At 48.1% G+C, this 21,781-nt stretch carries 30 protein-coding genes; 2 read left to right on the top strand and 28 right to left on the bottom strand.

Going from position 1 to position 21,781, the window contains the following annotated elements:
* From Q0688_RS22715 to Q0688_RS22760, 10 genes are all read right to left on the bottom strand, one after another.
* Positions 1 to 629: hypothetical protein (locus Q0688_RS22715; protein WP_299082747.1), on the bottom strand; the 629-nt coding region annotated here is incomplete at its 3' end.
* A 101-nt stretch (positions 630 to 730) separates the two neighbouring features.
* Positions 731 to 1,126: a hypothetical protein gene (locus Q0688_RS22720; protein WP_299082749.1), complete on the bottom strand. Its 396-nt coding sequence runs from the start codon at positions 1,124 to 1,126 to the stop codon at positions 731 to 733.
* A complete protein-coding gene (locus Q0688_RS22725) occupies positions 1,119 to 1,379 on the bottom strand; it encodes a hypothetical protein (RefSeq protein WP_299082751.1) in 261 nt (86 codons plus the stop codon). The genes Q0688_RS22720 and Q0688_RS22725 overlap by 8 nt, the downstream gene beginning before the upstream one ends.
* Positions 1,379 to 2,836, bottom strand: coding sequence for a hypothetical protein (locus Q0688_RS22730; RefSeq protein WP_299082753.1), 1,458 nt, complete (start codon positions 2,834 to 2,836; stop codon positions 1,379 to 1,381). Before Q0688_RS22730 ends, Q0688_RS22725 begins: the two co-directional genes overlap by 1 nt.
* Entirely contained in the window at positions 2,829 to 3,314 is a 486-nt protein-coding gene (locus Q0688_RS22735) for a hypothetical protein (RefSeq protein WP_299082756.1), read from the bottom strand. Before Q0688_RS22735 ends, Q0688_RS22730 begins: the two co-directional genes overlap by 8 nt.
* Positions 3,315 to 3,388: 74 nt before the next feature.
* Complete coding sequence (locus Q0688_RS22740; RefSeq protein ID WP_299082758.1) at positions 3,389 to 3,799, bottom strand: hypothetical protein; 411 nt, start codon at positions 3,797 to 3,799, stop codon at positions 3,389 to 3,391.
* A complete protein-coding gene (locus tag Q0688_RS22745) occupies positions 3,796 to 4,221 on the bottom strand; it encodes a hypothetical protein (protein WP_299082760.1) in 426 nt (141 codons plus the stop codon). The genes Q0688_RS22740 and Q0688_RS22745 overlap by 4 nt, the downstream gene beginning before the upstream one ends.
* Positions 4,221 to 5,597, bottom strand: a complete 1,377-nt coding sequence (locus tag Q0688_RS22750; protein ID WP_299082762.1) for a family 16 glycosylhydrolase — start codon at positions 5,595 to 5,597, stop codon at positions 4,221 to 4,223. Before Q0688_RS22750 ends, Q0688_RS22745 begins: the two co-directional genes overlap by 1 nt.
* The gene (locus tag Q0688_RS22755) at positions 5,594 to 6,004 is read right to left on the bottom strand and encodes a hypothetical protein (RefSeq protein ID WP_299082764.1); all 411 of its coding nucleotides are present in this window, start codon (positions 6,002 to 6,004) and stop codon (positions 5,594 to 5,596) included. Before Q0688_RS22755 ends, Q0688_RS22750 begins: the two co-directional genes overlap by 4 nt.
* Positions 6,001 to 7,032 (bottom strand): hypothetical protein, encoded by a 1,032-nt coding sequence (locus tag Q0688_RS22760; RefSeq protein WP_299082766.1) that lies wholly within the window; start codon positions 7,030 to 7,032, stop codon positions 6,001 to 6,003. The genes Q0688_RS22755 and Q0688_RS22760 overlap by 4 nt, the downstream gene beginning before the upstream one ends.
* A gap of 178 nt (positions 7,033 to 7,210) precedes the next feature.
* Here Q0688_RS22760 and Q0688_RS22765 point away from each other — a divergent pair, with 178 nt between their 5' ends.
* The gene (locus tag Q0688_RS22765; RefSeq protein WP_299082768.1) at positions 7,211 to 7,741 is read left to right on the top strand and encodes a hypothetical protein; all 531 of its coding nucleotides are present in this window, start codon (positions 7,211 to 7,213) and stop codon (positions 7,739 to 7,741) included.
* A gap of 150 nt (positions 7,742 to 7,891) precedes the next feature.
* Complete coding sequence (locus Q0688_RS22770; RefSeq protein ID WP_299082770.1) at positions 7,892 to 8,491, top strand: hypothetical protein; 600 nt, start codon at positions 7,892 to 7,894, stop codon at positions 8,489 to 8,491.
* A gap of 17 nt (positions 8,492 to 8,508) precedes the next feature.
* On the opposite strand, the gene Q0688_RS22775 is transcribed toward Q0688_RS22770, so the two are convergent.
* The 18 genes from Q0688_RS22775 to Q0688_RS22860 form a co-directional block, all read right to left on the bottom strand.
* A complete protein-coding gene (locus tag Q0688_RS22775) occupies positions 8,509 to 9,618 on the bottom strand; it encodes a polysaccharide lyase (RefSeq protein WP_299082772.1) in 1,110 nt (369 codons plus the stop codon).
* 26 nt (positions 9,619 to 9,644) lie between these two features.
* On the bottom strand, positions 9,645 to 9,968 hold the full coding sequence (locus Q0688_RS22780) for a hypothetical protein (protein WP_299082774.1): 324 nt from the start codon (positions 9,966 to 9,968) through the stop codon (positions 9,645 to 9,647).
* A complete protein-coding gene (locus Q0688_RS22785) occupies positions 9,965 to 12,001 on the bottom strand; it encodes a hypothetical protein (RefSeq protein WP_299082776.1) in 2,037 nt (678 codons plus the stop codon). Before Q0688_RS22785 ends, Q0688_RS22780 begins: the two co-directional genes overlap by 4 nt.
* A 1-nt stretch (position 12,002) precedes the next feature.
* A complete protein-coding gene (locus tag Q0688_RS22790; protein ID WP_299082778.1) occupies positions 12,003 to 12,647 on the bottom strand; it encodes a hypothetical protein in 645 nt (214 codons plus the stop codon).
* 7 nt (positions 12,648 to 12,654) lie between these two features.
* On the bottom strand, positions 12,655 to 13,449 hold the full coding sequence (locus Q0688_RS22795; protein ID WP_299082780.1) for a hypothetical protein: 795 nt from the start codon (positions 13,447 to 13,449) through the stop codon (positions 12,655 to 12,657).
* Between the two features lie 3 nt (positions 13,450 to 13,452).
* On the bottom strand, positions 13,453 to 13,641 hold the full coding sequence (locus tag Q0688_RS22800; RefSeq protein WP_299082782.1) for a hypothetical protein: 189 nt from the start codon (positions 13,639 to 13,641) through the stop codon (positions 13,453 to 13,455).
* A gap of 3 nt (positions 13,642 to 13,644) precedes the next feature.
* Positions 13,645 to 16,698 carry a hypothetical protein gene (locus tag Q0688_RS22805; RefSeq protein WP_299082784.1) on the bottom strand — a complete coding sequence of 1,018 codons (3,054 nt, stop codon included), beginning with the start codon at positions 16,696 to 16,698 and terminating at the stop codon, positions 13,645 to 13,647.
* 64 nt (positions 16,699 to 16,762) lie between these two features.
* Entirely contained in the window at positions 16,763 to 17,353 is a 591-nt protein-coding gene (locus tag Q0688_RS22810; RefSeq protein ID WP_299082786.1) for a hypothetical protein, read from the bottom strand.
* Entirely contained in the window at positions 17,350 to 17,721 is a 372-nt protein-coding gene (locus Q0688_RS22815) for a thermonuclease family protein (RefSeq protein ID WP_299082788.1), read from the bottom strand. The genes Q0688_RS22810 and Q0688_RS22815 overlap by 4 nt, the downstream gene beginning before the upstream one ends.
* Positions 17,722 to 18,204: a hypothetical protein gene (locus Q0688_RS22820; RefSeq protein ID WP_299082790.1), complete on the bottom strand. Its 483-nt coding sequence runs from the start codon at positions 18,202 to 18,204 to the stop codon at positions 17,722 to 17,724. It lies immediately after the preceding gene.
* A 244-nt stretch (positions 18,205 to 18,448) separates the two neighbouring features.
* The gene (locus tag Q0688_RS22825) at positions 18,449 to 19,174 is read right to left on the bottom strand and encodes a M15 family metallopeptidase (RefSeq protein WP_299082792.1); all 726 of its coding nucleotides are present in this window, start codon (positions 19,172 to 19,174) and stop codon (positions 18,449 to 18,451) included.
* Entirely contained in the window at positions 19,171 to 19,386 is a 216-nt protein-coding gene (locus tag Q0688_RS22830; RefSeq protein WP_299082794.1) for a hypothetical protein, read from the bottom strand. The genes Q0688_RS22825 and Q0688_RS22830 overlap by 4 nt, the downstream gene beginning before the upstream one ends.
* On the bottom strand, positions 19,383 to 20,006 hold the full coding sequence (locus tag Q0688_RS22835; protein WP_299082796.1) for a hypothetical protein: 624 nt from the start codon (positions 20,004 to 20,006) through the stop codon (positions 19,383 to 19,385). The genes Q0688_RS22830 and Q0688_RS22835 overlap by 4 nt, the downstream gene beginning before the upstream one ends.
* On the bottom strand, positions 19,946 to 20,152 hold the full coding sequence (locus Q0688_RS22840) for a hypothetical protein (RefSeq protein WP_299082798.1): 207 nt from the start codon (positions 20,150 to 20,152) through the stop codon (positions 19,946 to 19,948). The genes Q0688_RS22835 and Q0688_RS22840 overlap by 61 nt, the downstream gene beginning before the upstream one ends.
* A 286-nt stretch (positions 20,153 to 20,438) precedes the next feature.
* Positions 20,439 to 20,636, bottom strand: coding sequence for a hypothetical protein (locus Q0688_RS22845; protein ID WP_299082800.1), 198 nt, complete (start codon positions 20,634 to 20,636; stop codon positions 20,439 to 20,441).
* A gap of 233 nt (positions 20,637 to 20,869) precedes the next feature.
* Positions 20,870 to 21,334 carry a hypothetical protein gene (locus tag Q0688_RS22850; protein ID WP_299082802.1) on the bottom strand — a complete coding sequence of 155 codons (465 nt, stop codon included), beginning with the start codon at positions 21,332 to 21,334 and terminating at the stop codon, positions 20,870 to 20,872.
* Entirely contained in the window at positions 21,327 to 21,584 is a 258-nt protein-coding gene (locus Q0688_RS22855) for a hypothetical protein (protein ID WP_299082805.1), read from the bottom strand. Before Q0688_RS22855 ends, Q0688_RS22850 begins: the two co-directional genes overlap by 8 nt.
* Positions 21,584 to 21,781: hypothetical protein (locus Q0688_RS22860; protein WP_299082807.1), on the bottom strand; the 198-nt coding region annotated here is incomplete at its 5' end. The genes Q0688_RS22860 and Q0688_RS22855, both read right to left, overlap by 1 nt.

Genomic DNA, 21,781 nt, shown 5'->3' on the forward strand with positions numbered 1-21,781 from the left:
CGTGTAGATGCGGCAATAGCGGATGCATCAGCATTAGCCCATTCACCGGTTAGCATCTTATCCACAACCTTAGCAACCGTCATCGGAATAATTTCTATCAAATATTCAGAATCATTCACCGGGTCTCGCCAATCAGCAGACGGTGAGTATCTGAAATTTTCAATCGGTATCAATCGAACCGCTGGCGTGTCTTTGACCACATCACCATCCGCATCAACCTTGTAATCCCAGTACTGGCAGGAGACACAAACACTTTGCACAAATGCATCCTGTGATGCGCCTATGACCGTCTGAAACCACTTCACCGACCCATTCATACCGAGTCGGCGTTCCATGATCTTGTGGTACAAAGCGGCGGCTGCGGCTTGCTGTTTATCGTCCTTGTTGACAGCCTCGACCACTGTTACATCTGATGTACTGAAAAACGCAGCAGATACGGCAGCATCACGACGCAGCCCCATTGCCTTAGTTTTGGGCTGGAACTTCTTGTTACGCGCCTTATAGGCTTGTGTGTGGTACTTCGAGCCTGCCGGATGCCGCGATTGGTAGTTGGCTATGTTCTTTTCAATCTGGCGACGGTGTGACGCATCAAGATAGCTTTCTGAATCTGCCAAGCACTGACGAGCCATTTGAAGAACGCCTGCATCCTCGGAATTGAAGGACACGGCCACGTCATTACGCACTGTTCCATCTTCAAGATTATCCGATAAGCCAGCTGCGGCAGGATTTCTCATAGTTCAGGCTGCAATTGTCCGCGTGTGTTGCGCTTACCAACGATATCGATCACTTCCGTTTTCTTGTGTCGTGACATACCGAAGCGCTCCAGTATCTCGCCACCCATGTTCATCAAATTGCGTCTGCGCATCGTTACGTTTTCAATGTCCTGCGTGCGAATCATAAAGCCGTGCCGTGTATCGATTCCAGGTACATCGGCAATTAGCTCAATCATAGAGCCATCTTCAGACGGCTTTATTCCCCAAGCTACATGCGGGTATATTTTCTGTATGTAGTCAACGCAATCCATGCACAACGCCTTGAGCATTGTTTTATCGCCCTCACGAAACACATTCACACGACGCGCTGTGAAGCTGGCTGATTGCTGCTTTCGTCTGCTTGCCTTACCCATCTGTCCATACCTCGTTATCGCTCCAGACACCAACCGCGTCATTCCACGGCGAGCCTTGAAACACGCTTAGTTTTGTTGCTGGCTTCACCGGCACAACCAACTCCGTGGCAGGCTGCGTCAATACACCTGTTTCCACCTCGTTCTGGCCGTGGAATGAGCGCCCGTTACTGAATCGGTAGCCTGGCACCGGCTTGTGCATGTTCTGATCGTGAGCGGCCATCACCTCATCGACATAGAATGTTTTATGCGCCATCAGTAGTCAGCCACTTCCGCATCTTCGTAATAGTCTTGCTGCTGCTCATGCCCGTACTCATAGGCAAAACACATCGACAATGCATCTGCCCTATCAGGGGATGAGATACCGCGCTTTTTCGCATCCTCTTTAGACTCCAGTTGCAGTTTGTTATTGATTCGATTGTGCATGTACATCAGGCCGGTCAAGTCATCGAACAGTTCCGTGTCGTCTTCTGGGATGTCGGCTGTCTCCAACCAATCACGCATGACTGACCACATCTCTGCTCGCTTGTTGACTACTTTCTTTTTGTATTCCTCGGACGGCTCAGAACCGGCATTAACCTCAATGATTGAAAATCCTAACTGTATAAGCCTATCGACCACACCGCCACCAACCCCCACGCCATCAACGAGAACCATATCAGGCTTGTAGCTATTAATTGCAGCTGCGACCCATGATGCGGTTGTCATGGTGTCTTGCTTATGGACGCTTATCATTGGATAAAGCTTCCTGCCTTGTATTCGGGCAATCACACTTGAATCATCACCGTATCTAGCCACGTCCACAGCCATGATCTTAGGAGCGCCTGATTGGTTTTCGACCTCCCGACCTTGCGCCATTGACACCACTTTTCGCGAAATAAACTGTGTGGACGCTTGGGCTGGGAATTGACCCAAAACGCGAACCTTGAACCAATCCGTATCAATGCCGTACATTTTCTCCCACGTCTTGAACTGTTGTATGGCAGATTCTGTGAGTGTTGCCATGCGCGTAGTTCGACTGTCTATATGTGAGCAATGCCAAAACCTGCGGAATCTGCCGAACAACTCTCTGAATGAGCCGGTATTCTCCGTTGGATTACCAAGACATATCCATAGATTTTTTGGCGTGGTGAAGGCTCCTTCTGTTACTTCGAATATAATTCTTGGTATCGTGCTGGCTTCATCAAAGACAACAAGCACTTCTGACCCGTGCAGCCCAGCAAACGATTGGCTGTTGTGCTCACTGTTGGGGACAGCGTCCTGAAACCAATCTTCTGTGTGTCCAACTCGCGAGAATCGAGTAGCTGTCCAGACAAACCAGTGGCTATTGATGGCATCTGAGTTCCATAGCGCTAGCTCCCTCCACGTCTTGCCTCTTAACTGCGTCTGTGTGTTGGCAGTGGTCACGCCCGCTGGCTTATAGCGAGTGGCATGAAACCAATGGGTGATCATGGCTGAAAATGCGCCCTTACCAATACCGTGCCCTGACGCGAACGCCTCCCGTACTTGAAAACCTTCAGGATCTTCCTCTATCGCGGCCTGAATACGTAACATGCCCTGTTTCTGCCACTCGTCCGGGCCTTTGTGATTCTCTAATCTCGTGCCTTTCTTCCCCCACGGCCACACATACATTGCGTAGTCATACGGAGATGTGTAGAACGCCGATATATCAGTAATAAGCCGAATTTCTTCGTTCGGCAGAGCCTCACCCATCGGTTGGCGTATCTGCCTGTCTTGCTGCCAGCGCTCGTTCTTTACCCTCGGCCATTAACTGGGATAGATTGGTGGTTACATTCACATCCTGTTCTGTCTTATCGCGCCACTTGTCAGGGTGTCGATTCTTGAGCCACATAACAGCAGCCTTCGTGTCAGGCGGATATCGCTTCACGATATCGGTTACTGTGATATCGCCCTGATAGTTGCTGATATGCACCGCGTCATGCTCATAACCCTTGGCTGCGTGATACATACTATTGGCAATTTCAGCGTCCGCTAAGTCCTTGCCACGCCTAAGTGACTCGGAAAATTCAGGATGATCGATCTTCCATTGGTGTACGGTTGACTCATTCACGCCTAGCAATTCGGCTAGCCTTTTGTCGGTCACACCCAATAAGCAGAACTTGAAAGCCAGATCTGCGGTGTCGTCTGTGTACTTGGTCGGTCTGCCTACAGGTCTTGATTCGTCATTCATATTTGCCTCAACTCGTCGCCCACAAAAAAGGCCGCGTGTGGCGACCTTAATGCGATTGATAGAACTGGTTTGTTTTAGCCCGTATAAATACGAGCGGTGTATTTCAATGCTTCTTGCAATTGCGATTCCCACAACGCCACGTTTGCATCATCTGGCGGTGTCTGATCGTACCTGAATCGCTCTACGGGATTCTCTGGGCCTTCGTCCATGATAGAAGCGATGCTGGTTAGCTCAGGTAGTAGGTTAACGCCCGTATCTACCGAATCAACTGAAAGTAATTTTCTTTTTGGCTTTGTTGAGCCCGATACTTTTGGCGTTCGTTCTGCCTCAAACTTCCGACCTTCATCAAATGCTTGTTGTAGCACTCTGCTAAGAAGAGCAACATTGTCGTCGTCGCCATTGGGCGCGTTGGCTATCATACGATTCAAGATATCGCTGCACTCTTCACCTTCGGGTAACACAGTCGGCTCTGTAATCACTCTCATTCAGTCCAGTCCTCGTTATCATCCCACACGCCGTTATCATCCCAATCAGTTGATATAATGGGTGCTGTAACGGTCAATGATACCAGCTGATCGATGTATTTAAACTCTCCTCCGCCATATCGATAGAATAATCGAATCCAAGCGCTGGTTGCCGGAACACCTGAGATCACACGAACACCCGTATAACTGTTCGTGATTCTGAAATACACCAGTACGTCTGATTGGTAAAGATCAAAGCCACCTTGAACTGTACCGACAGCCACCTTGAACTGATCAACCACATCACCGCCAGTCTCCCACCTGAGCACTATAGTGTCGTCCGAAAACGCTGATTGCGATGTTATCTTAACGCCTGTTTGAGGGGCAATGCCCCCTGCTAGATTACGTTCACGCTCTACGCTTGTTTGGGCTGTGGAGTACATCAGTAATGCTGGATGCTGGTGAGAAGCAAGAATGAATCATGCGCTTGTATCCTGTACAGCGTCGATACGTAGGCGTCATCTGCAAATTGTGAACCTGCATCCAATCCAGCTTTGGGTAGCTTCAACAGCGGATGAATTAGCGACGGGTCAATACCCGCGTGTTGGACTCTTGAGACAACAATAGTATATTCAGTACCTGGAACCGCACCCGAAAGGCGAATATTCATATGTCTGTGTGCAAATATAATGGCGTTCTGATGATCACTGAGCGACCAAATCACCTCCTTTGGATTGTTGGCATCGCCAGGATTAGATAGGTTATACAAATCTCCTCGATTACCTGTATACGACTGCTCGTTACCTCCTCCGTCAAGGTATGGTACAAATATTTCAGATTGTTCTACGGTTTTTGTTTGCTGGTATGCTTCATTTCGATCAGTGATTTTGTGACAAATAGGAACGCCAGCTGTGGTCTCTGAAATCTGCTTAGTTATCCCTGTTGGCACACGATAGACTTTGCCTTTGGCCTTGGCTATTGGCCATACGCGCATATTACGAACCTTCATCTCCATCGGAAATACCGAATTATTGGTTATTTTGGCCTTGTCGCCAAATCCTGTCTCACCATCGGACACCGCTAGATTTAAATTAAAGAACATGGTTTCCTCCCATGATCTCGGTCTGGGCTTTTCAAATACCCATTGATCGTCAAGCATGAATGTGACTTTATCGCCCTCTACCTCTGATCCGAACTTATGCCATGCGCCACGCAAATCACCACCTGTGTCATAGGCTGATCCGCTGGATATTAATTTACCTTGCGCCCCTGGATCTTCGTGGGTCGAAAAATGCACCTCGTTTGATTTATTACCTGTCCACTCCATATCATCCAGCTCGGTCAGGATCTTACCGGCATATTTGCCATACCCGCCATTGGTGAAAAATTGCCCCTGTCGCCAGAACGCTGGGAATGCACCGTCTGAACTGAACGTGCCGTTAGTTCCGGGGAGCCATATTTCTATTTCTGCGCGTGATTCTCCAATGTGAAATAGATCATAGGTCGATAACACCGCTGAGATATACGGCATCTGTCTATCGACACCTTTGTCATTGGCCGTAGCAGCGACCGCCAGTTCTGGTGGTGTTGGTATACATCTCAACGTTGTATGCGTGCCTTCAAATCTGAGAACATCAGCGCCTATACTGCCATCATCATAAATCTGTTCTTCGCCGTTGATGACAATGTTCTTACCCCAACGAAACTGCCTATGCCACTTATTGGTATCGAGACTTGCGCCCATGAACGTCTCTTCAAAAGCAAGTCGTTCAATCGGATAACCGTCATAATCAACCTGATCACCAACTCGGGCGTTCATTCTTTACTCCAGATCATTTGACCATCTGAGATTTCACGCCAGTATCGACCGTTGATATCAACATTGTCGGCGGTGATTTCCTCACCCTCTACAATAAACAGGTCAATCGTAGTGTTGGCGGGAAGAGCCTTCATATCAGCATCTGACCCGCGCTGCCTGACCAATGACCCGGCAGTTACAGGGCTTTCGACCGTGACCGTTTTCTCCGCCCAATTTCCTGGATTCCCAGGCTCCTCAAAAGAATACCCGCCAGGCACAAGATCATAATCCTTACCGTTGTGGCTACAGAAGCTACCCTTGTAATTAGGCTCCCACGGTCGTCGTGTGTTTCTGAGCGCTTGTGCATTGGCATTAAGTCCCTCACGAACATCTTTAGAAGCTGCACCCTCCTGTATCTCATAGGTCACTGAAATCCATCCTTACCAGTTGGAACCACGTTGTTTGTTAGCGTGGTTAGTATCACCGTGTCAGTAGCTACATTGGCAGATATACCAATCACTCGAAATGACGCATCGTACTGTTTGTGCACCTCTGGCAACTCCTTCCATTCCCAAGCTGTTGTAGATGCCGTGATAACACCTAATGTTCCGCCGCCGTGTGAGCATCCGCCGATCTGATCGCCTGCATTTGTTGCCTTGATTCTCATCCAAACCTTGCGATCCGCGCTATTGTCAGCGCCAAAACCTTGAAGTGACGCATAAGCGCCTTCAGCAGCCGAAGCAGCTGCGCCAACTGTCTGCGCCACGCCTGATCCTGCGTATCCGGTAATTGCTGTGGTCCTCTGAAATACCTGCCCACTTGTGCCTGGGTCGGTGTCTACATAGCCGCCTGCATCAATTCTTGTGAATACTTCACTCGTCTGTGCGCCGTCACTTGTAGTGCCTGGATCGGATGGTTCGTTGCCGCTGGACGCATCGGCCAGTACATCTCGCCAATTAACAGTAGTGCCTTGCGCTGGAGGAATGCCAGAGTAATCTCTCGCCAGCGTATAGAGACGCCCCCCGTAAAACGTCACTTGGCCTATCGCATAGTATTTGGCAAGATTCGAATTGAACACCACAAACGGCAGATCAAGTGCCCAGTTTAGATGCCCAGAGCCGCCAGCCGGGTCAATGGATGCGTTACCCCCTGAGCGAATTACGAACGGCAGAATTTGACTCTGAACTGATGCGGTTACGCGAATATTAGTATTTCCCGTTTTCCACGTCAGTGATTCAGAACTTGCAGTCTGAATCCACGTAGCCCCTGTCGAACCAGGCACCTGACGAGCATCCCCGCCCGATGGCAAATCCCAATCAACACCCAAATAGGTGCAGCGATTCCCCACGTAGTTGGAGTGCCAATTGCGCCGTGTGGTATTAACTTCGCCCGCCGCAAAATTCAGCTTTGCCCTGATCGCTGACCGAGCATCGCCGTTATTGAATGTTTCAGCCACTATTTATACCTCGGCGCGTCGTGTTTTTGCATAAAATCTACTAGAAACAGGCATTATTACCGCCCCGCTCTTCTGGCTAGTTCTGTGTGATTCATTTCTGGGTTATCCTGAATTTCCAATTAAATTGCCCTGCGGGTACTCGAATACTCGCAGGGCCCACATAGATACGGAGATACCTATGCGTTTATTACCTGTTGCAGCTCTTGCGCTGCTGTCCTCTGCTGCCATCGCTCAAACCATTGAACCACCACTGCCCGCTCTCATAGACGGCCACTACTGGCAAGTTCAAATTGCAGTCAGCCCCTGGACAACTGTCTGCGAGGATGAAGCTCTGGACGGCGCCATTATTGGCTGCACAGTACCTGATGGCACCTACAACGCTATTAATCACACGACTGGCGAGCGCTTTGAGGGTATCGTTGTTAGTGGCTTTGATAATCAGCCTCCCCCTGTCAATGTTATGCCCTTCTATCATGTCAAACAAAATTGCTCAGCCATGCCCGATGGGATGTTTGGCGGTGGCAACTGCTTTCTGAGTTGCGAAACTGGCGACATGGCGATATCGTTAACGTGTGCCGCGACCGAAGACTTTGAAGGCGCGATAAAGCCAGTCAACACAGATCTTTCTCCAGAAAACGGCACCTGCAGCATCGACTATTGGGATGTAGCTCAGATCAGAGCAACACTTACTTGCGCAAGAATCCACTAGTCTTTGCCCAATACGATTTGATTGCGCACGTACAATCGTTCTTCGACAGGGTTGGTGGCATAGTAATATCCGTACAATCCGTGTCATCGTGCGACCAAATATCACCCTGGCCGCTCGACAACTTTCAATCACAACTATTCGGAGTTGATCATGAACAGAATTATTATAACCGCCTGCCTGTTGTTCTCGCCTGTCGTTTCTGCCGACTACATTGAATCGGGGAACACGCTCACTTTCGATGATCAATGGTGGCAGGTCGAAACTCTTTGGACCGAACAAACTCCAAACACCTCGATATTGTGCTCTGGCAACGCTGGCGATTCCTGCGATCTCTCTACAGGCTCTTACAAGTGGTTTGGCAGTTCTGGTGGCGGGACGGTTACCATCAGTGGTGGTCCAGTTACGCCGCCGTCGGTTTCGCAGCCCGCACCAGCTCCATCGGTTGCCACTATTATTACTGCCAGTGATTCGTGTCTTGATGATGGCACCAGCGTTGTTGTATGCGTTGCCGAATGCCCTACAGGCAAACAAGCTATTGGTCCAGCTTTTTGTAAGTCTCACTCCATTGGTACTGGCGAGTTTATAGATGTTGATCAAAATGGTAACTACTTCTATTCCCTGGATACGACAGGTTTGCAAATGACATGGGCTGTAGGTGACACGGCGATGTCCTGCCAATACGAATTTCCTTATGCAACTTCGGGGCTTGATGTTCGCTATCAGATCAGTCTCGGCGTTCGATGCATGTAGTGATCGATTACAGTAAATCACGCGGCTAGTAGCTCGTAACTTGAATCGTATATTTGAATGTACGAATCATGGATATCGGTGTACGGTTCGCCGCGTGCATCACCAACATCTGGAATGTTGCCGCCATGAAAACACTCGCCCCCTATACGATCTATGTGAGGCTGACCGGTGGTAAACCATTGGACATTTTCTTTTCGTAGCGACTCTACACCGTCGCGTCGTGCAATGAGATATCCGTCAGTCTTAGCGGCTGTCTCATTCATCATAACGTCAGTCTGGAGTGTTACTGGCACCCCGGGTGTCAGGTTATACGCTGTCATCCCCCAGTTGTCGCCTGAACCTGTAAGTGATTCCATTGTCGCGTAGTAGACGTACAATACTATCTGAACGGTTCCATTTGACCGCATACGCCACATGTAGCGCACACGGAATCCATCGGTGGCTACTGTGCCGCCGCCTACCGGCTCTCCACCACCAATCAAGTTACCAAATTTACCAATAGCTCTTTGCCAATCAACACTTCCATCTGCCTTTACCCCACCAAACCCGAACCCCGGCTCAAATAAAGCCGTGAATGTCCATCGGTATCCACGGGCAGGAGGGAGGTTGTGATCCGAACCCATTTGGTTTATCTGACGTGCTTTAAGTGTGTAACGCATGGCATCTTTGCCTTGGAACGCGCCCGACTCAATATATTGATTCGCCGCAGATCCTCGACTAAACAATAGACTCAATCCGTAATAACTAACAAGATCGGCATCTGTAATTGTGCCAATCGCATTGGTGCCAGGCACTATCAACGCTACGCTATTATCGGTAACAGGCGGCGCTGTTCGAATGATCGATGAAGGCGCTGAATGTGCGGAGGTTAATGGAACACCGTTGGTGGATACAGTGACGGTCATTGTATAGACATACGTGCGCCCAATAAGCAGTGTGTCAGGGTCCGTCCACGGTGTAGAGAAAACTGTTGCTCGCCAAATGCCATCACGATATACATCGGCATGGTCTTGGCCAAAGCGCGCAGTCCAGCTCACCTGAATTGTATTCTCGCCGGTCTGTTGGGCTAACACATTCTGCAACGGATCAGGTGGCAATACCACTGCATCGGCAGGTTTAACAGGCATCTGATATTTGTCTATTGTATATAACATCAGTCTTCGATCGTGCAGTGAATATCGGCGCTAGCTAGTTGTCGCATCATTTCAGCCGCCTCTGCGTTGTGGTCCTTCGTGTTCTTTACATCGCCAAAGAATCCCACTAGATCGTAGAATATCGCGTGCAACACATCCGAACGGGGCTTAGTGCCTTCAGGCGCTGAATCGTGTACGACAATTCTCGAACCATTTGATAATCTCTTGAGAATACTGATTGCCAGCGCACAAGCATCCTTTGGATAGCTCTCGCTGTTCGTCTCGGCCCTATCTTTGATGAAACCGGGACCGCCTCGATTCAATGCTATATAGAGTGTATTCATGCGCGGCTATCCGGCTGGCCTACGCGAACGAATTGAACACCGAGATAGTTAGCGCCAGTAATCGTTGCATTGTCGGAATAAGATGACCAACTACCCCCACCGTTTGTACTGTATTCAGATGTTGATGCGAATGCCCCACTGTCAGATTCAACAAGAAAATCACTCCTGACAGGCGATGCTTGAAGCAAAAAACCTGAACCGGCTGGTGAACTGTAGATAACGTCATAGTTTCCTGCATCAAACATCACGTTACTACTCAACTGCCCCATTCTCCAGCTATTCTGGAAACTGTAACTCAAACCAACAGTGCCCCCTCCTTGAGGGTTTCGATTATTCGAGGCCACTCCTACATCAGGTGTCATTTGTGCCGATGCTACAAGCGCACCATCTTTGTAAATATTAGCTACAAGATTCTGTCCATTGGGGGCAGAACTCCGATTATATCGGCACATCGTCCATATTCGATCAGATAAAACGTTATAGCCCGCTGGCAACGTAAAACTAAATTTTGCCTGAGTATTCCCCTCTATAGAACGTTCGTTGATGCCTGTTCTTACGTCCCAACCGAAGAATGAATAGCCCTGCCATTCGCCTGGATTGTCATAATCTTCAGCGCCCCACCATGGAGCCTGTGGCACGCCTCCTCCCTGTTTCCTCCAATAATCGCGAGCCGGCGTTCGGTGACATGCGTATGTTCCGGTATTGCCCTGAGCTGGAGAACGCCATGGTCCTTGCATACCTTGCACAGACCCAAGATAAGATCCATCGTTAGAGTTATATCCTCCTTTGTTGCCAGCAGCTATCCAGCTTTTTATTAAGTTAGGGTTCTTAATAAATGCCGCGCCATCTACAGGGGGATGCTTGTTGTACTGAACAATTGCATACTGACTGTTTGCTTGAATATCCGCAATAGTATCTAAAGCTATTTCCACCATTCCTGACGGCGTGGAAAACGGCTCGAAACTGGTGACAGATGTTGCGATTACTTGGCTCATGTCTGGCAAACCATTAGTAACCTTAACCAGCATTACGTCATTCTCCACAGGCCCAAAACAGTATGTGCCATATTGAGCGCCACTGCTCCAGTTAAAGCAAAACAGCAAGGATGCCTCAACATTCGACAAGCTATTATCCACAGCCATGCGGTATATGCTGCCGGGATCATAGGTTAAATTATTATTTACAGGTATTACAACGGCTCTGTTTGATACATCGAAATCAGTTAGAAATCGGTTGAAAAAACGAAGATTGTTTGTTCTTACGCTTTTCTGAGCTGTAAACACAATAGCAGTGTCGTATTGTGTTGTGCTGTCCAGCAGACCAACTTCGCGTTGAACGTTGACCCCAAACCCAAACTCTCCGAAATTGGCCGTTGAATTAGTAGCAACAGGTACGGCATCAGTTGAGAACAGATAGTCGTCACCTGATGTATACCAATTAACCCCATCAAGAGATACTTTAGCTCTTACTGCCCAATTCTCGGAAGGATCGAGGTCACGCAACGTTTGAACGTGCGGATTAGGATTGCCGTAATTACCTGTCAAGTCGGGCAGGGTTTCTCGTAGATCATTGGGTGTTGCAATTTTGTTAAATTCCAGCTTTGCAAAAGTATTTTTGTCAAAACTAAACGTTAGTTTATTGGTACGTTGCACCGCATCCTTAACGCCTACCATACTTGTAAGAACCGCCCTAGCGACCGGGTCCGGCGCAGGTAGAGTCACAGTTACTGTGTACGTATACAGTATTTGACTGGTATCAATTTTTATATATCTTAGCTTTATCTCATTGACACCATCGGCCAATAGAGAGACCGCAGGCAAGCCTCCGTCCTCGGCAGGAACGTCAGCGCCTTGTGGTACGTCGTCAATCTCCACGCGCACCTTATCACCTGGCAGGAACAACGGCTCTTGCGTCCAGTTTATTTGAAAATTCAGTGATGTGAGAGGACCATCAGGCTCTACCAACCCAAATGCACCAGGGACAGGCGAGTGTACAGGCAGTAGTGCAGGATTGTCTGTGAAAGAATGAAGCATTTTATTGAGTATCCTCTAGTCTTTTCCAGCCATCCTTGGATTCACCTACATTTAAACCGCTTATGGAACCGGGCTTTGTTTGTAATTGCAGCAACGTGGCAGTGGGTAACACTTCGTAGTTACACTTCTCCATCGTAACAATGGGCTGATACCCTGAAACAGTCACGTATTCAAAAAGGTAAGGAGCTATCTCTGCAGCCCATATCGGACCTGATCCTGCCTGCCCCGGTAGGCCAGACATCATCCATATCGCCACTCCGCCCGCATCGAACGGTTTGGTGATGTAGTTGTTGTCAACATCGAGTAGAGTTGCTGTCGTAACTGAATCACGGGCCTTAAATCCGTAGTACGTGTTACCACCGACTGCTTTTTGGGATGTCTCACGAAGCAATTCACGTAATGCTGTGTTTTGCGCGGCAATCAACGCAGTCTGCTCGCCTTGCACCTGTTGTAGTGCCGCGAGTTGGGCAGATTCGGCTGGACCTACGGTAGGGTCTGTCGATGGTGATGTAATCCGTGCCCACGTCCAGCTAGTAGCTACAGGCGGTGTACTACCATCCCATCCATCGGCTTTTGATTTTAGGTAGGGATTCTCTGCCGGAAAGAACTGATCGTCGCCTGTTGGGTTTGCGCTTGGATTTGCCATTATTTATTTAAACCCATACTGCTGCACCATCTGCGTTGTCTACACAGTGATAAACAATATCGTTTGTTACGTCAATCCACATTGAACCGACTTTATACCCGACCCCATTGGAGGCCCCTGTGTCGTTTATATCATTGGTGATAGCTGGAGCTGATGTAGCGTCTAGCTTGTTAGGAAGCATTGCTAAATCCAGATTACTCTGAACCACTGCGGCAGCCCCCGCAACCTCACCTTCCCATACCGTCTTAGCTACCCCATCAGCCGTAGCAAGACGCTCCTTACGCGCACCTGTTCGTAGATCGTCCTCATTCCACCTAAAGCCTTTGGCGTAATCGCTAGAGGCTAGAGCGAAAGACTTTAACGGTGGGTTGTTTTCATCGACGTTACTTGTGAACTCATACGTAGGAATCGAATCAGTCAACAGCGTAACTTCGCCGTTATCCCCATACAGGTATTCGTACAGCTTGCCCATTGGCGTTACGTATCGGCCTGTATCCCCCGGTATCGCCCCTAATCGTTGGAACTCTGCCAAAGCTCGTGTAAATGTAACGCTGCTCTCGTCATCTACATCAGTGTACTCGGCTGGACACTCTGGGTATGTCGCATACGTGTTGAATTCATGCGGCGCTGGTTTTCTATAGCCTTGTACTCGTGCTACTGATGCTGACACGCCTCTACCCCATGACTTATATGTAACTGGAGGATCACCTGTTGTCTTTTCAACGACAAGAAACGACGTAGGGTAATCAGGATGCGGATCACCTTTGTTGTAATCAGTAGCGTCTACGTTTGTGTATGTCATCCTTCAACCTCTATTATACTCAAACAGCAGACCAACTACGTACCCAATACCATTGAATGCACCCGTGCCGCTTATTTCGTTACTAACGCCTGGGGCTGTTGCGGTAGCAAGTTTGTTAGGTAATACGTAAGAAGATAATGCTGTAAAAGTAGTATCTATTATTGATGAGCTGAAACCGCGTTGTTTAGTCATTGGTTATGCCTCTCTATACATTGAATTAATTGGCGAATGCCAGGGCTTCATGACTGGACACTCTACGGGAGACACAAATATCTTTGCTATTTCGAATACAGCGCTGGGCACGGCGTATACGGGAATGGATGTTATATAACCATTATTAGATGATGTATTCTTATCGTATGTCCACGTAACCCAATGTGCGCCTGAAGAAAGTTCTACATCTGTGTCGGAATATGCACCGTCAACGATCATAGTGCCAATATTCTTCAAAAGAACTTCATCTGCGGCGGCAACATCGATAAAGAACCCATAACAAATCCTATTATCCGTGCCTATTGACATCATGTATGATGCGTTATTCACTAAAGCGGATAGATAATATGTTGTCGCTCCGACTGTTATTGGAGCATTTGTTGTTACACCTTGAGTAATCTCTGCTGTATACCATTCCTCTCCATAACGCCTTGCGCCTGTCAAAGCAACCATCCGTTGAACAGATGCCGATAACGCGCCGCCACCGCCACCGTGAGTAGAATTGTCGTATATAAATTTAGACCCTTCAACAATGGTGGTTCCGTTATAACCATTTAAATCTGCATTCGCAAATGTCGTTATTGATCTAGATTTCGATTCTGTGCTAATAACGAATCGACCGGAATCGGGGAGCAGATTTGCAAGAGGGGCTTCTGTGTATCCAGAAATTCGTTTGAAATTTTCATGTGATGAATTCTCCTCATCATCTGGGGATATAGAATAGTCGCCTCCAGATACTGCCTCCCAAACAGCACCAGTAATCGGACTAATCACCTTGTCACCAGAGATCACAACCATGCCAGCGCTATAATAAATGGGCTCATTCTCAAAAATACGAATGATTGTTGGAATCCAACTACTCCCGTCAGAATAAATGGATAGGGAATCTGTTATCTTCTTTAATGATACCGATTGGTCAACATCAAATCCTTGTATCGACTCCCCACTAAAAGGTAATACGTTATATGTTATTTCATTCAAGTTAATAAAATTATATTCAAGTCCAGCAGAGAGAGCTGCTGATGGTAATTTTATTGTGCTTGAATTTGCATCGCTATAAATATGTTCACCCGCGTGCTGTCCTGAAATAATTGATTTATCAGCGCCCAATTCGGTTAATTTCTTTTTGCTGTATTTTACAGATCCATTTTTTGTTTTATTCCAATTAACGAATGTATTGCTTGCCGAACTCCAATTCTCAGCGTGCGGATCAATGATAGACACATTGTCTACATATTGAGTCGCAGAACCACCGTGTAAATACATCGGCAAAAGCATCAATGGTGTATCACGTGTATCGATTGCTCTGGGCCTGACTATATCGATTTTACCCGTAGAAATATATGACGCATCATCAGCGGATAACATCTCTACTACATAAGCACACCGCCCACCAAGTCCGCCTGAGTATCCTTCTGTATTGCAGTCAATTACAGTAGGATCTATTATTTTTACATCTGGAGCATTTGACGCCCAACGCGAAAAATCAATACCTGCTCTTTCGGATTCTATGATACGAGGGCTATTTATAGTGATTTCACCATTGATAGCATTGTCTTTATTTACACCTAGTTGTGCAAAATCAGGGAAGGCGAATCTCATCGCCCCATTAATCCCGTCCTTATAAGATACATAATTGTCCACTACAACGCGGTATGGATTTCCTTCTGCATCGGGATGTGTAAGGAATCCGGGAACAAATTGAATTCCACCGTTCAAATTATTCTCTGTCTTTACATTTATAAGAGTTACGTCTATAGAACAGTTTTTAGGGTTAGGCTCTATATCTATTCCATATGACGGAGCTGTGCTCAGAGTTCGGCCAGTATTCTTATAAACGCCCCCGATAACGTTACCCCCTACCCAGCTCACAATTGACAACCCTTGACGCCGATTATTATCAGCTATTCCATTAAATATTACGCCCCCGGTACTTGGATAACCCGTAATTGGAGCCTCATCGCCGGATACATAAAATCCATCGCCCCAAAAATTTGACGCCTTACAGTTTGAGAGAACGAAATCAAATGCAGGGAACATGAGATACCCAAACCCGTACTCTCCTCCTGTATCAGTGTGTGTATTTATGTCACCAATGACCTCACCATTGTTTATGTTAACGCCGGTAGTACCAGATAAATTCATGACAACGTATGCAGGCTTATCATTAGGAACAACTGTCAACTTGCCTTCCCCTACATATTCCACATTCGAATAGCTTAGGGGTTTCACTCCGCCACCGTAGAGTGAAACAGGGTAAGCTGGATCTACACCATTGATTAAATAAGGCTCGTCGATGACTGATTTTCCACCTACATTAAATGCTGCTTGCACGTGGATAGTAGAATCGGAATCTCGAATAGCACCAAACCATTTAGGGTACACCGGCCCTTCATACACTCTACGATATCGGCCAGCTCCACCATGCCCGTCCATTGCAATTACAGTCCCCGACGACTTCGGGCTTCCTACTCCATTCTCAGCCAGAGTACTTGTTGGGTCCCAATAAAATTCGCCCTCTTCAGTTCCTTTTAATTTAATATTTTGATATGCCGGGTTATCCAGCTCTCTAAGTTCTTGAGCGCTTGCTACTTCAGGCAGATTAATATAATTATCAACCGCATCTTCTAACGGGCCCTCATCACCGACTGATATCCAGCGAATAGAAACACCGGTTAAGATGTTTGTCTCGATCCAGACAAAGCCATTTTTTACATCGGCGTCTGCTAGCGCTGTGTCGGTAACACCGGCCTCCTTCTCAAAGCGGTAGATCGGTATATCAGGCCCACTGTCCAACCGCAACGTGTTATCAGACTGCATGACCCACGTATACAGATCACCATTGATAGGTGTGATGTACTCAACCGTATCCCCTGGCTTGGCCCCAAGCGCTGCCGCTGCTGTAGTGGCTTCTGGGTAATCTCTAGTGGCTCTGCGTAGTGCGTCAGACTGTGTGAATGGGCATTCTGAGTATTCGAAATCGCTCGCGGCAAGTGTGATTGTGTCGAGAACTGGAAATAACGCAATAGCACCCATTACTGAATTCCACGCACAAAAAAGCCGCACTGAAGCGGCTTGTTAATCGATCTTGTGGGTAGGTTCATGCCTTTAATTCAACTCCATAATCAAGCGCTCGCCAATCAACCGATGATGGTGTTTTCCGGTATTTGTTCCATGCTCGCCATGCACCAGCGATTACCGCAATATGCGCAACCCATCCAAGAAAAATCATTTCATTCGTTGCATAGTTTGTTGAGAGCATTCGTCTGTTCGCCTCGTTGACATTTTTCACCTGCTCAATATCTCCATCACCTGTCACTAGCACCCCGTATCGAACCGCAAAATCATGAACAGCAAATGCTGCCAACATCAGGCCGAATCGTTCAATCATCAGTCCGATTAGAATCAATGCCATCAACGTATATCCAGCCCAGCCGTAGAGTGGGAATACTTGATTAACGATCACAGCCAAAACTAGTAGCCAGCGCGGTATCGATCCACCATCAAACTCAAACGACCCTGGCATAATATACGTGCCACCATTGGGACGCGGAACATGAAACGGCTTTATGATCCGAACGCGGCGCTGATCAATCAACCATGTCCAGTATTTTGCTATTACCGACTTTCCAACCGTTTCAATTGGGATGGTTTCTAGCTGCATTCCTTGGTCTAAACCGTAGGATTTCACCAGCGAATCCCATCGCCCCAGATTCGCGCATGACCTGAATCAAGCTGCGCACGACACAGGTTTACACCGCGACTAATAACCTCGGCAATCAGTCGTCCATACATGCCACTCTTGTCCTTGTGCGTGTGGATTAGAACCTCATCGCCGACAGATACCAGCTCTTCAAGGTGCTCCTTTGCGGCTTGTTTTGCCGACCGATCTTTATCAGGGCAATCTATGTAAGCTAGCCGTATACGTTTGCCGTTCGTGAAGTCCTTAAATCCTCTGTCGAGCTTTATATCAATGGTGTCGCCATCAACAATATTTGTCACAGTCGCCCTGTACCACCACACTATATTGGGGTCACTAGGTGGCTTGACGAATACCATTTAAAGCGCAACCAGCGCTATCAGCGGCTTTAACAATCTCACCACTTCAATTATTTCAACAGCCTTGTCGTTACTCTCAATCGCTGCGCGTATCTCGGCATAGGCTGGCACTGTGCCCGCCGAGTACGCCACCAAGTCAATCGGAATGGCGATATTAGACGCCTGATTGTAGGCTAGCACCTCCCCGCGTATGGCTGCGAATGCCTCACCGACACGATCAAACGCATCGGGAAATTCAAGTGCCAGGGTGACAACGGATAGATCGGGTTCTACATTTTTGAATTGCAAGTACACACGGTCCAGGTATTCAAGATCACGTGCAATGCGTTCTTCTGAATCACTGGGCAAATAATCAAGTAGCGTGTCGCGTACTGAGCTGGTTTGTGATATTTGAGCAGTACCTAACAAGACACGGCCAGCATCAATAGATGTGCAACCAGACAACGCCATAGCGACAGCTAATGCTATAAAAATGGATTTCATATGGATTCCAGCGGATATAAATCCGCTATAGATTCTGTGTAAATTTACGTCGTGATTTACTTAAACAGCGTAAATAGTGATAGTAAGGTTTACTTAAAAATTAACGTCACGCACCCTTTCCGCACTTTTACGATCTAGCTGATGCCTAACGCAGGAATTTGTGCATCATTTAACGGATCAACAGGTAGCTACCCTGCACTGCCAGTAATGCTAATTACCGGTCTGTTCGTGACGAGTTATCATATCAACTAATTACCAAATCCGGCGTATCTGGATAAACGGCCTTGCTTAGCTCGATATGTCCTGCGTCTACGAATGACTTCCAATCAATGCCGCATGTAACTGCTATGCCCAGCTCTTGAGCGGCGCGTTTAAATGCGTTTGTGACTTCACGATAAAACGGTTCAATCTGCCATGTTCCGCCGCTAGGCCCGAGCACATAGATGTCCAGCGCGTGACTAGGCTTCAATACGTGACGACTGTTCATCGCCTGAGATTTTCCAGCATTAAACAATACTTTCTGCTCTTCTATCGTCCGGTTCCCGCAGATAACCACAAAGTCGTATTTACTGATCTGTATCGCCCTGTGAGCCACTTTCTGCAAATCAGGGTGGCATTGAGCGATGTTGTCCAGAGATCGCTTGCTGTACGTGTAACCACTCTTTGCTGGCGTGTTGCTGAACGAATCAAAATCATCCAACGGCGGCATCTTGGGAAACGGTCTACGAGCAACAACAGGGCGTTCAGCCTGCGCAGCACTTGGCTGGTCTCTGTTCCAACCGGCAACTGCTCCAGCGCCCGTAAAAGCCGCTATAGAGCCTGTTACAAATGATTCCAGATGATCAGCTGTAAGTATCTGTGCGATATCCCAATTAACGACCAGCGAGCAGTAAAAGTATACGTATCCCAGCAATCCGCCTAGCCCACCCTTGCTTGACGCATGAGTGACAATCTTGGCTCGTGCCGTCACTTCGCCATATCCTGAGTCTCGATATACCTAAACCGACTCGTAGCGAACTCACTCAGAAACTCAGAGTGATTCAAATTCAATGTGCCACTCGAATCAGCATCATCACACTCAACCAATCTATCGGATGTCATAAAGCATTGTCTGTTGCCAGTACGAACACCCAGACCATCACCGTTTGTCAGCGCTATCCAGGCGGCTCCAGCGTCCATCATTCGAATGAAAACATACCGCTACTCGGCACCGGAACTTCTCGCTCAACGCCAAACGATGGACGAATAATCAATTTTGAATCTAGTGAGCACGTTGCCGGATATACAGGAATATCACCGCTCCATTTCCAATCGCCCGATGAGCTGCCTTGAATCGGATGGCCTTCTTTATCGCGAAATCCTGTCATGCCGACATGCAATGGCACCCATCGATCTGGGATATCCTCACTGCGCCTCGCTGCGCTAGGTGATTCGAATCGCACTTTTTTACCAGCCGCTGGCCCCTCATGTATCAAGCACCACATCACATCAGGCCAGCTGCCCAAAATGGCAGAATGTTTGATGGATTTACTGTTGAAAACAGGCTTAAACCCGACTGGAAAAACATCAATAACTGGCTCAACGTGGAAATACTCAACCCAGTGAGATGTATCTCGTGTGCTGTTTATGGCGTATTCAGCGGCAAATCTCAGGACCACTGCACCAACAAATAGATACGCTATCAGCAGCAATGTCGATAGCATGGTGGTCGAGACTTTTAATGTCTGCTCCAGCCAATGCTTCACGGCTTCAAATCCTTGAGAGCCAGCATCATCTTGCCCAGACCCATCAATATTCCACATAGCCCAAATACGTACCAGGGAATCTCCTGATTACGCTCCAGCAAATAGAACAGGCATACCAGAAATGCCCCTGCGCCCATCCACGGACTCAAGGCCTTGAAAGCTTTCTCTGAATTTGAAAGCTCTGTTTTTTCCGTTTCAGTCATTGAACCAGCCGATACCAGATCGAGCAGACACAACCAAGGCGTAAGCCGTTAGTGCGATTAATGCTCCCTGCGCATCGTGCATTGCAATTGCAGTCAGAGCGATAACGCTCATCACGTCGAATGCCCTGTCTGACTCCATGTAAATCTCCGTCCTAACCGAATAGGTTGGGGATGTTGCGCTGCGTTTTTGAAGGATTGAGCTACTATTCATAGTGTCGCGCCCTCATCCGGCGTGGCATTGCGGGGCTAGTCGGGTCGCAACCGGCTGGCTCTGCTCTCGTTGTTGTTAAGCGCCTAGTTCGTTGGCGTCAGATTTCATGCATTTAAAATCAATCGACCTAACGCCAGCCATCTCCTGATCGACGTAGGCTTTCATTTCAAGCGCTCGATTTAGACACTCGACCTCCGTGCTGTAAGGTCCTTGCGTGTCTTGCAGGCCCATAGGACCATTCAGCGTCATGACTAATAGCATCGCTGTGTACATCGGATATGCTCCGATTTGGGTGTAGGGTGAGCCTCTGCTGACCATTTTTCAGGTTAGGCAGTCGTTGCCTTGTTGAGTGCGTTCGCCAGCGTTAGGCTCATTGATTGTTTGCCCTGTAAATTCAGGGACTTAGAACGCAAAAAGCCCCGCTATGATGGCGAGGCTCTTGATGTTGGGGTCGACCGATGTTTGAAGAACCATAGCGGCTCCACGGCACCACGTCAAGCACTATTTCACGCCGCTTTCATGAATTCAATCAACACGTTAAACGCTGCGACCCCTTGATGCTTTAGCGCTTTGTACTCCTTCCTGTCTATTGGCACTGGCCTGTCTTTGACCTTTCTCAGGCAATAGGCGCGACTTAGGAACTTTGCAGCCACGGTATCATCCATCTGCAAATCAAACGTCAGCATGAATAAGTCGCGGTATATCGGCCTGCACTCGCCTATCAGCACATCAGCCCTTGCCCCCCTGTCTTCGTCGTATTCTTCTCCCATTCGCAGCGGCTCGCGGGCCTTAGTGGTCCTGTACTTCTCTTTGATTAGCGCAAACCCCGCGCTCTGCCGTGGGTATCCTAACCTTGGATGAGTCAGCAGGCTGGACCATAGCCCCCAGTGCTCCAGCTCTACCCATCCGGCGCTAGACTCTATCTCGTATTCTTCGACGTGCGCCGCTGTCGACCTGCCTATGTCAGCCATTATTCAAATCCCCCGTCACGTAATTCCGATAAACAACCCGCCCATTGACCGATAAATCCACCTTGCTGGAATGATGCGTCGATGCCATCACAGTCACCCCGTTATGCGCCCTGTAGCCATGCTCGCTGGCGTTTAGCTCCGCGTTGCAGTTCGTGACCTTGTATAGCAAATCACGCAGCTCATCAGCACTCATGCGCTCCAAACTGTGCAGGCAGTCGTGGTTGATTTCTAGGATGGTTCGTATGCTCATCAATCCCCCATGCGCCGAGCTATGGCGAGCAGCTCGGCCTTGGTTAGCGGTCTATGGTCTTGCTTGTGGAACTCGCCTCTTTCTAAACGGATATATCCAATTCCTAGCTGGCCTCTTGACACGTCAATCATTCCAAAAGTGTTTACACCAAACACCAGTCCGGCATCGTTCATAACGCATTTGCAGCCCTCGCCAGT

It is taken from the genome of uncultured Paraglaciecola sp. (genome assembly GCF_937123705.1).
In the GTDB taxonomy this organism is placed as follows: domain Bacteria; phylum Pseudomonadota; class Gammaproteobacteria; order Enterobacterales; family Alteromonadaceae; genus Paraglaciecola.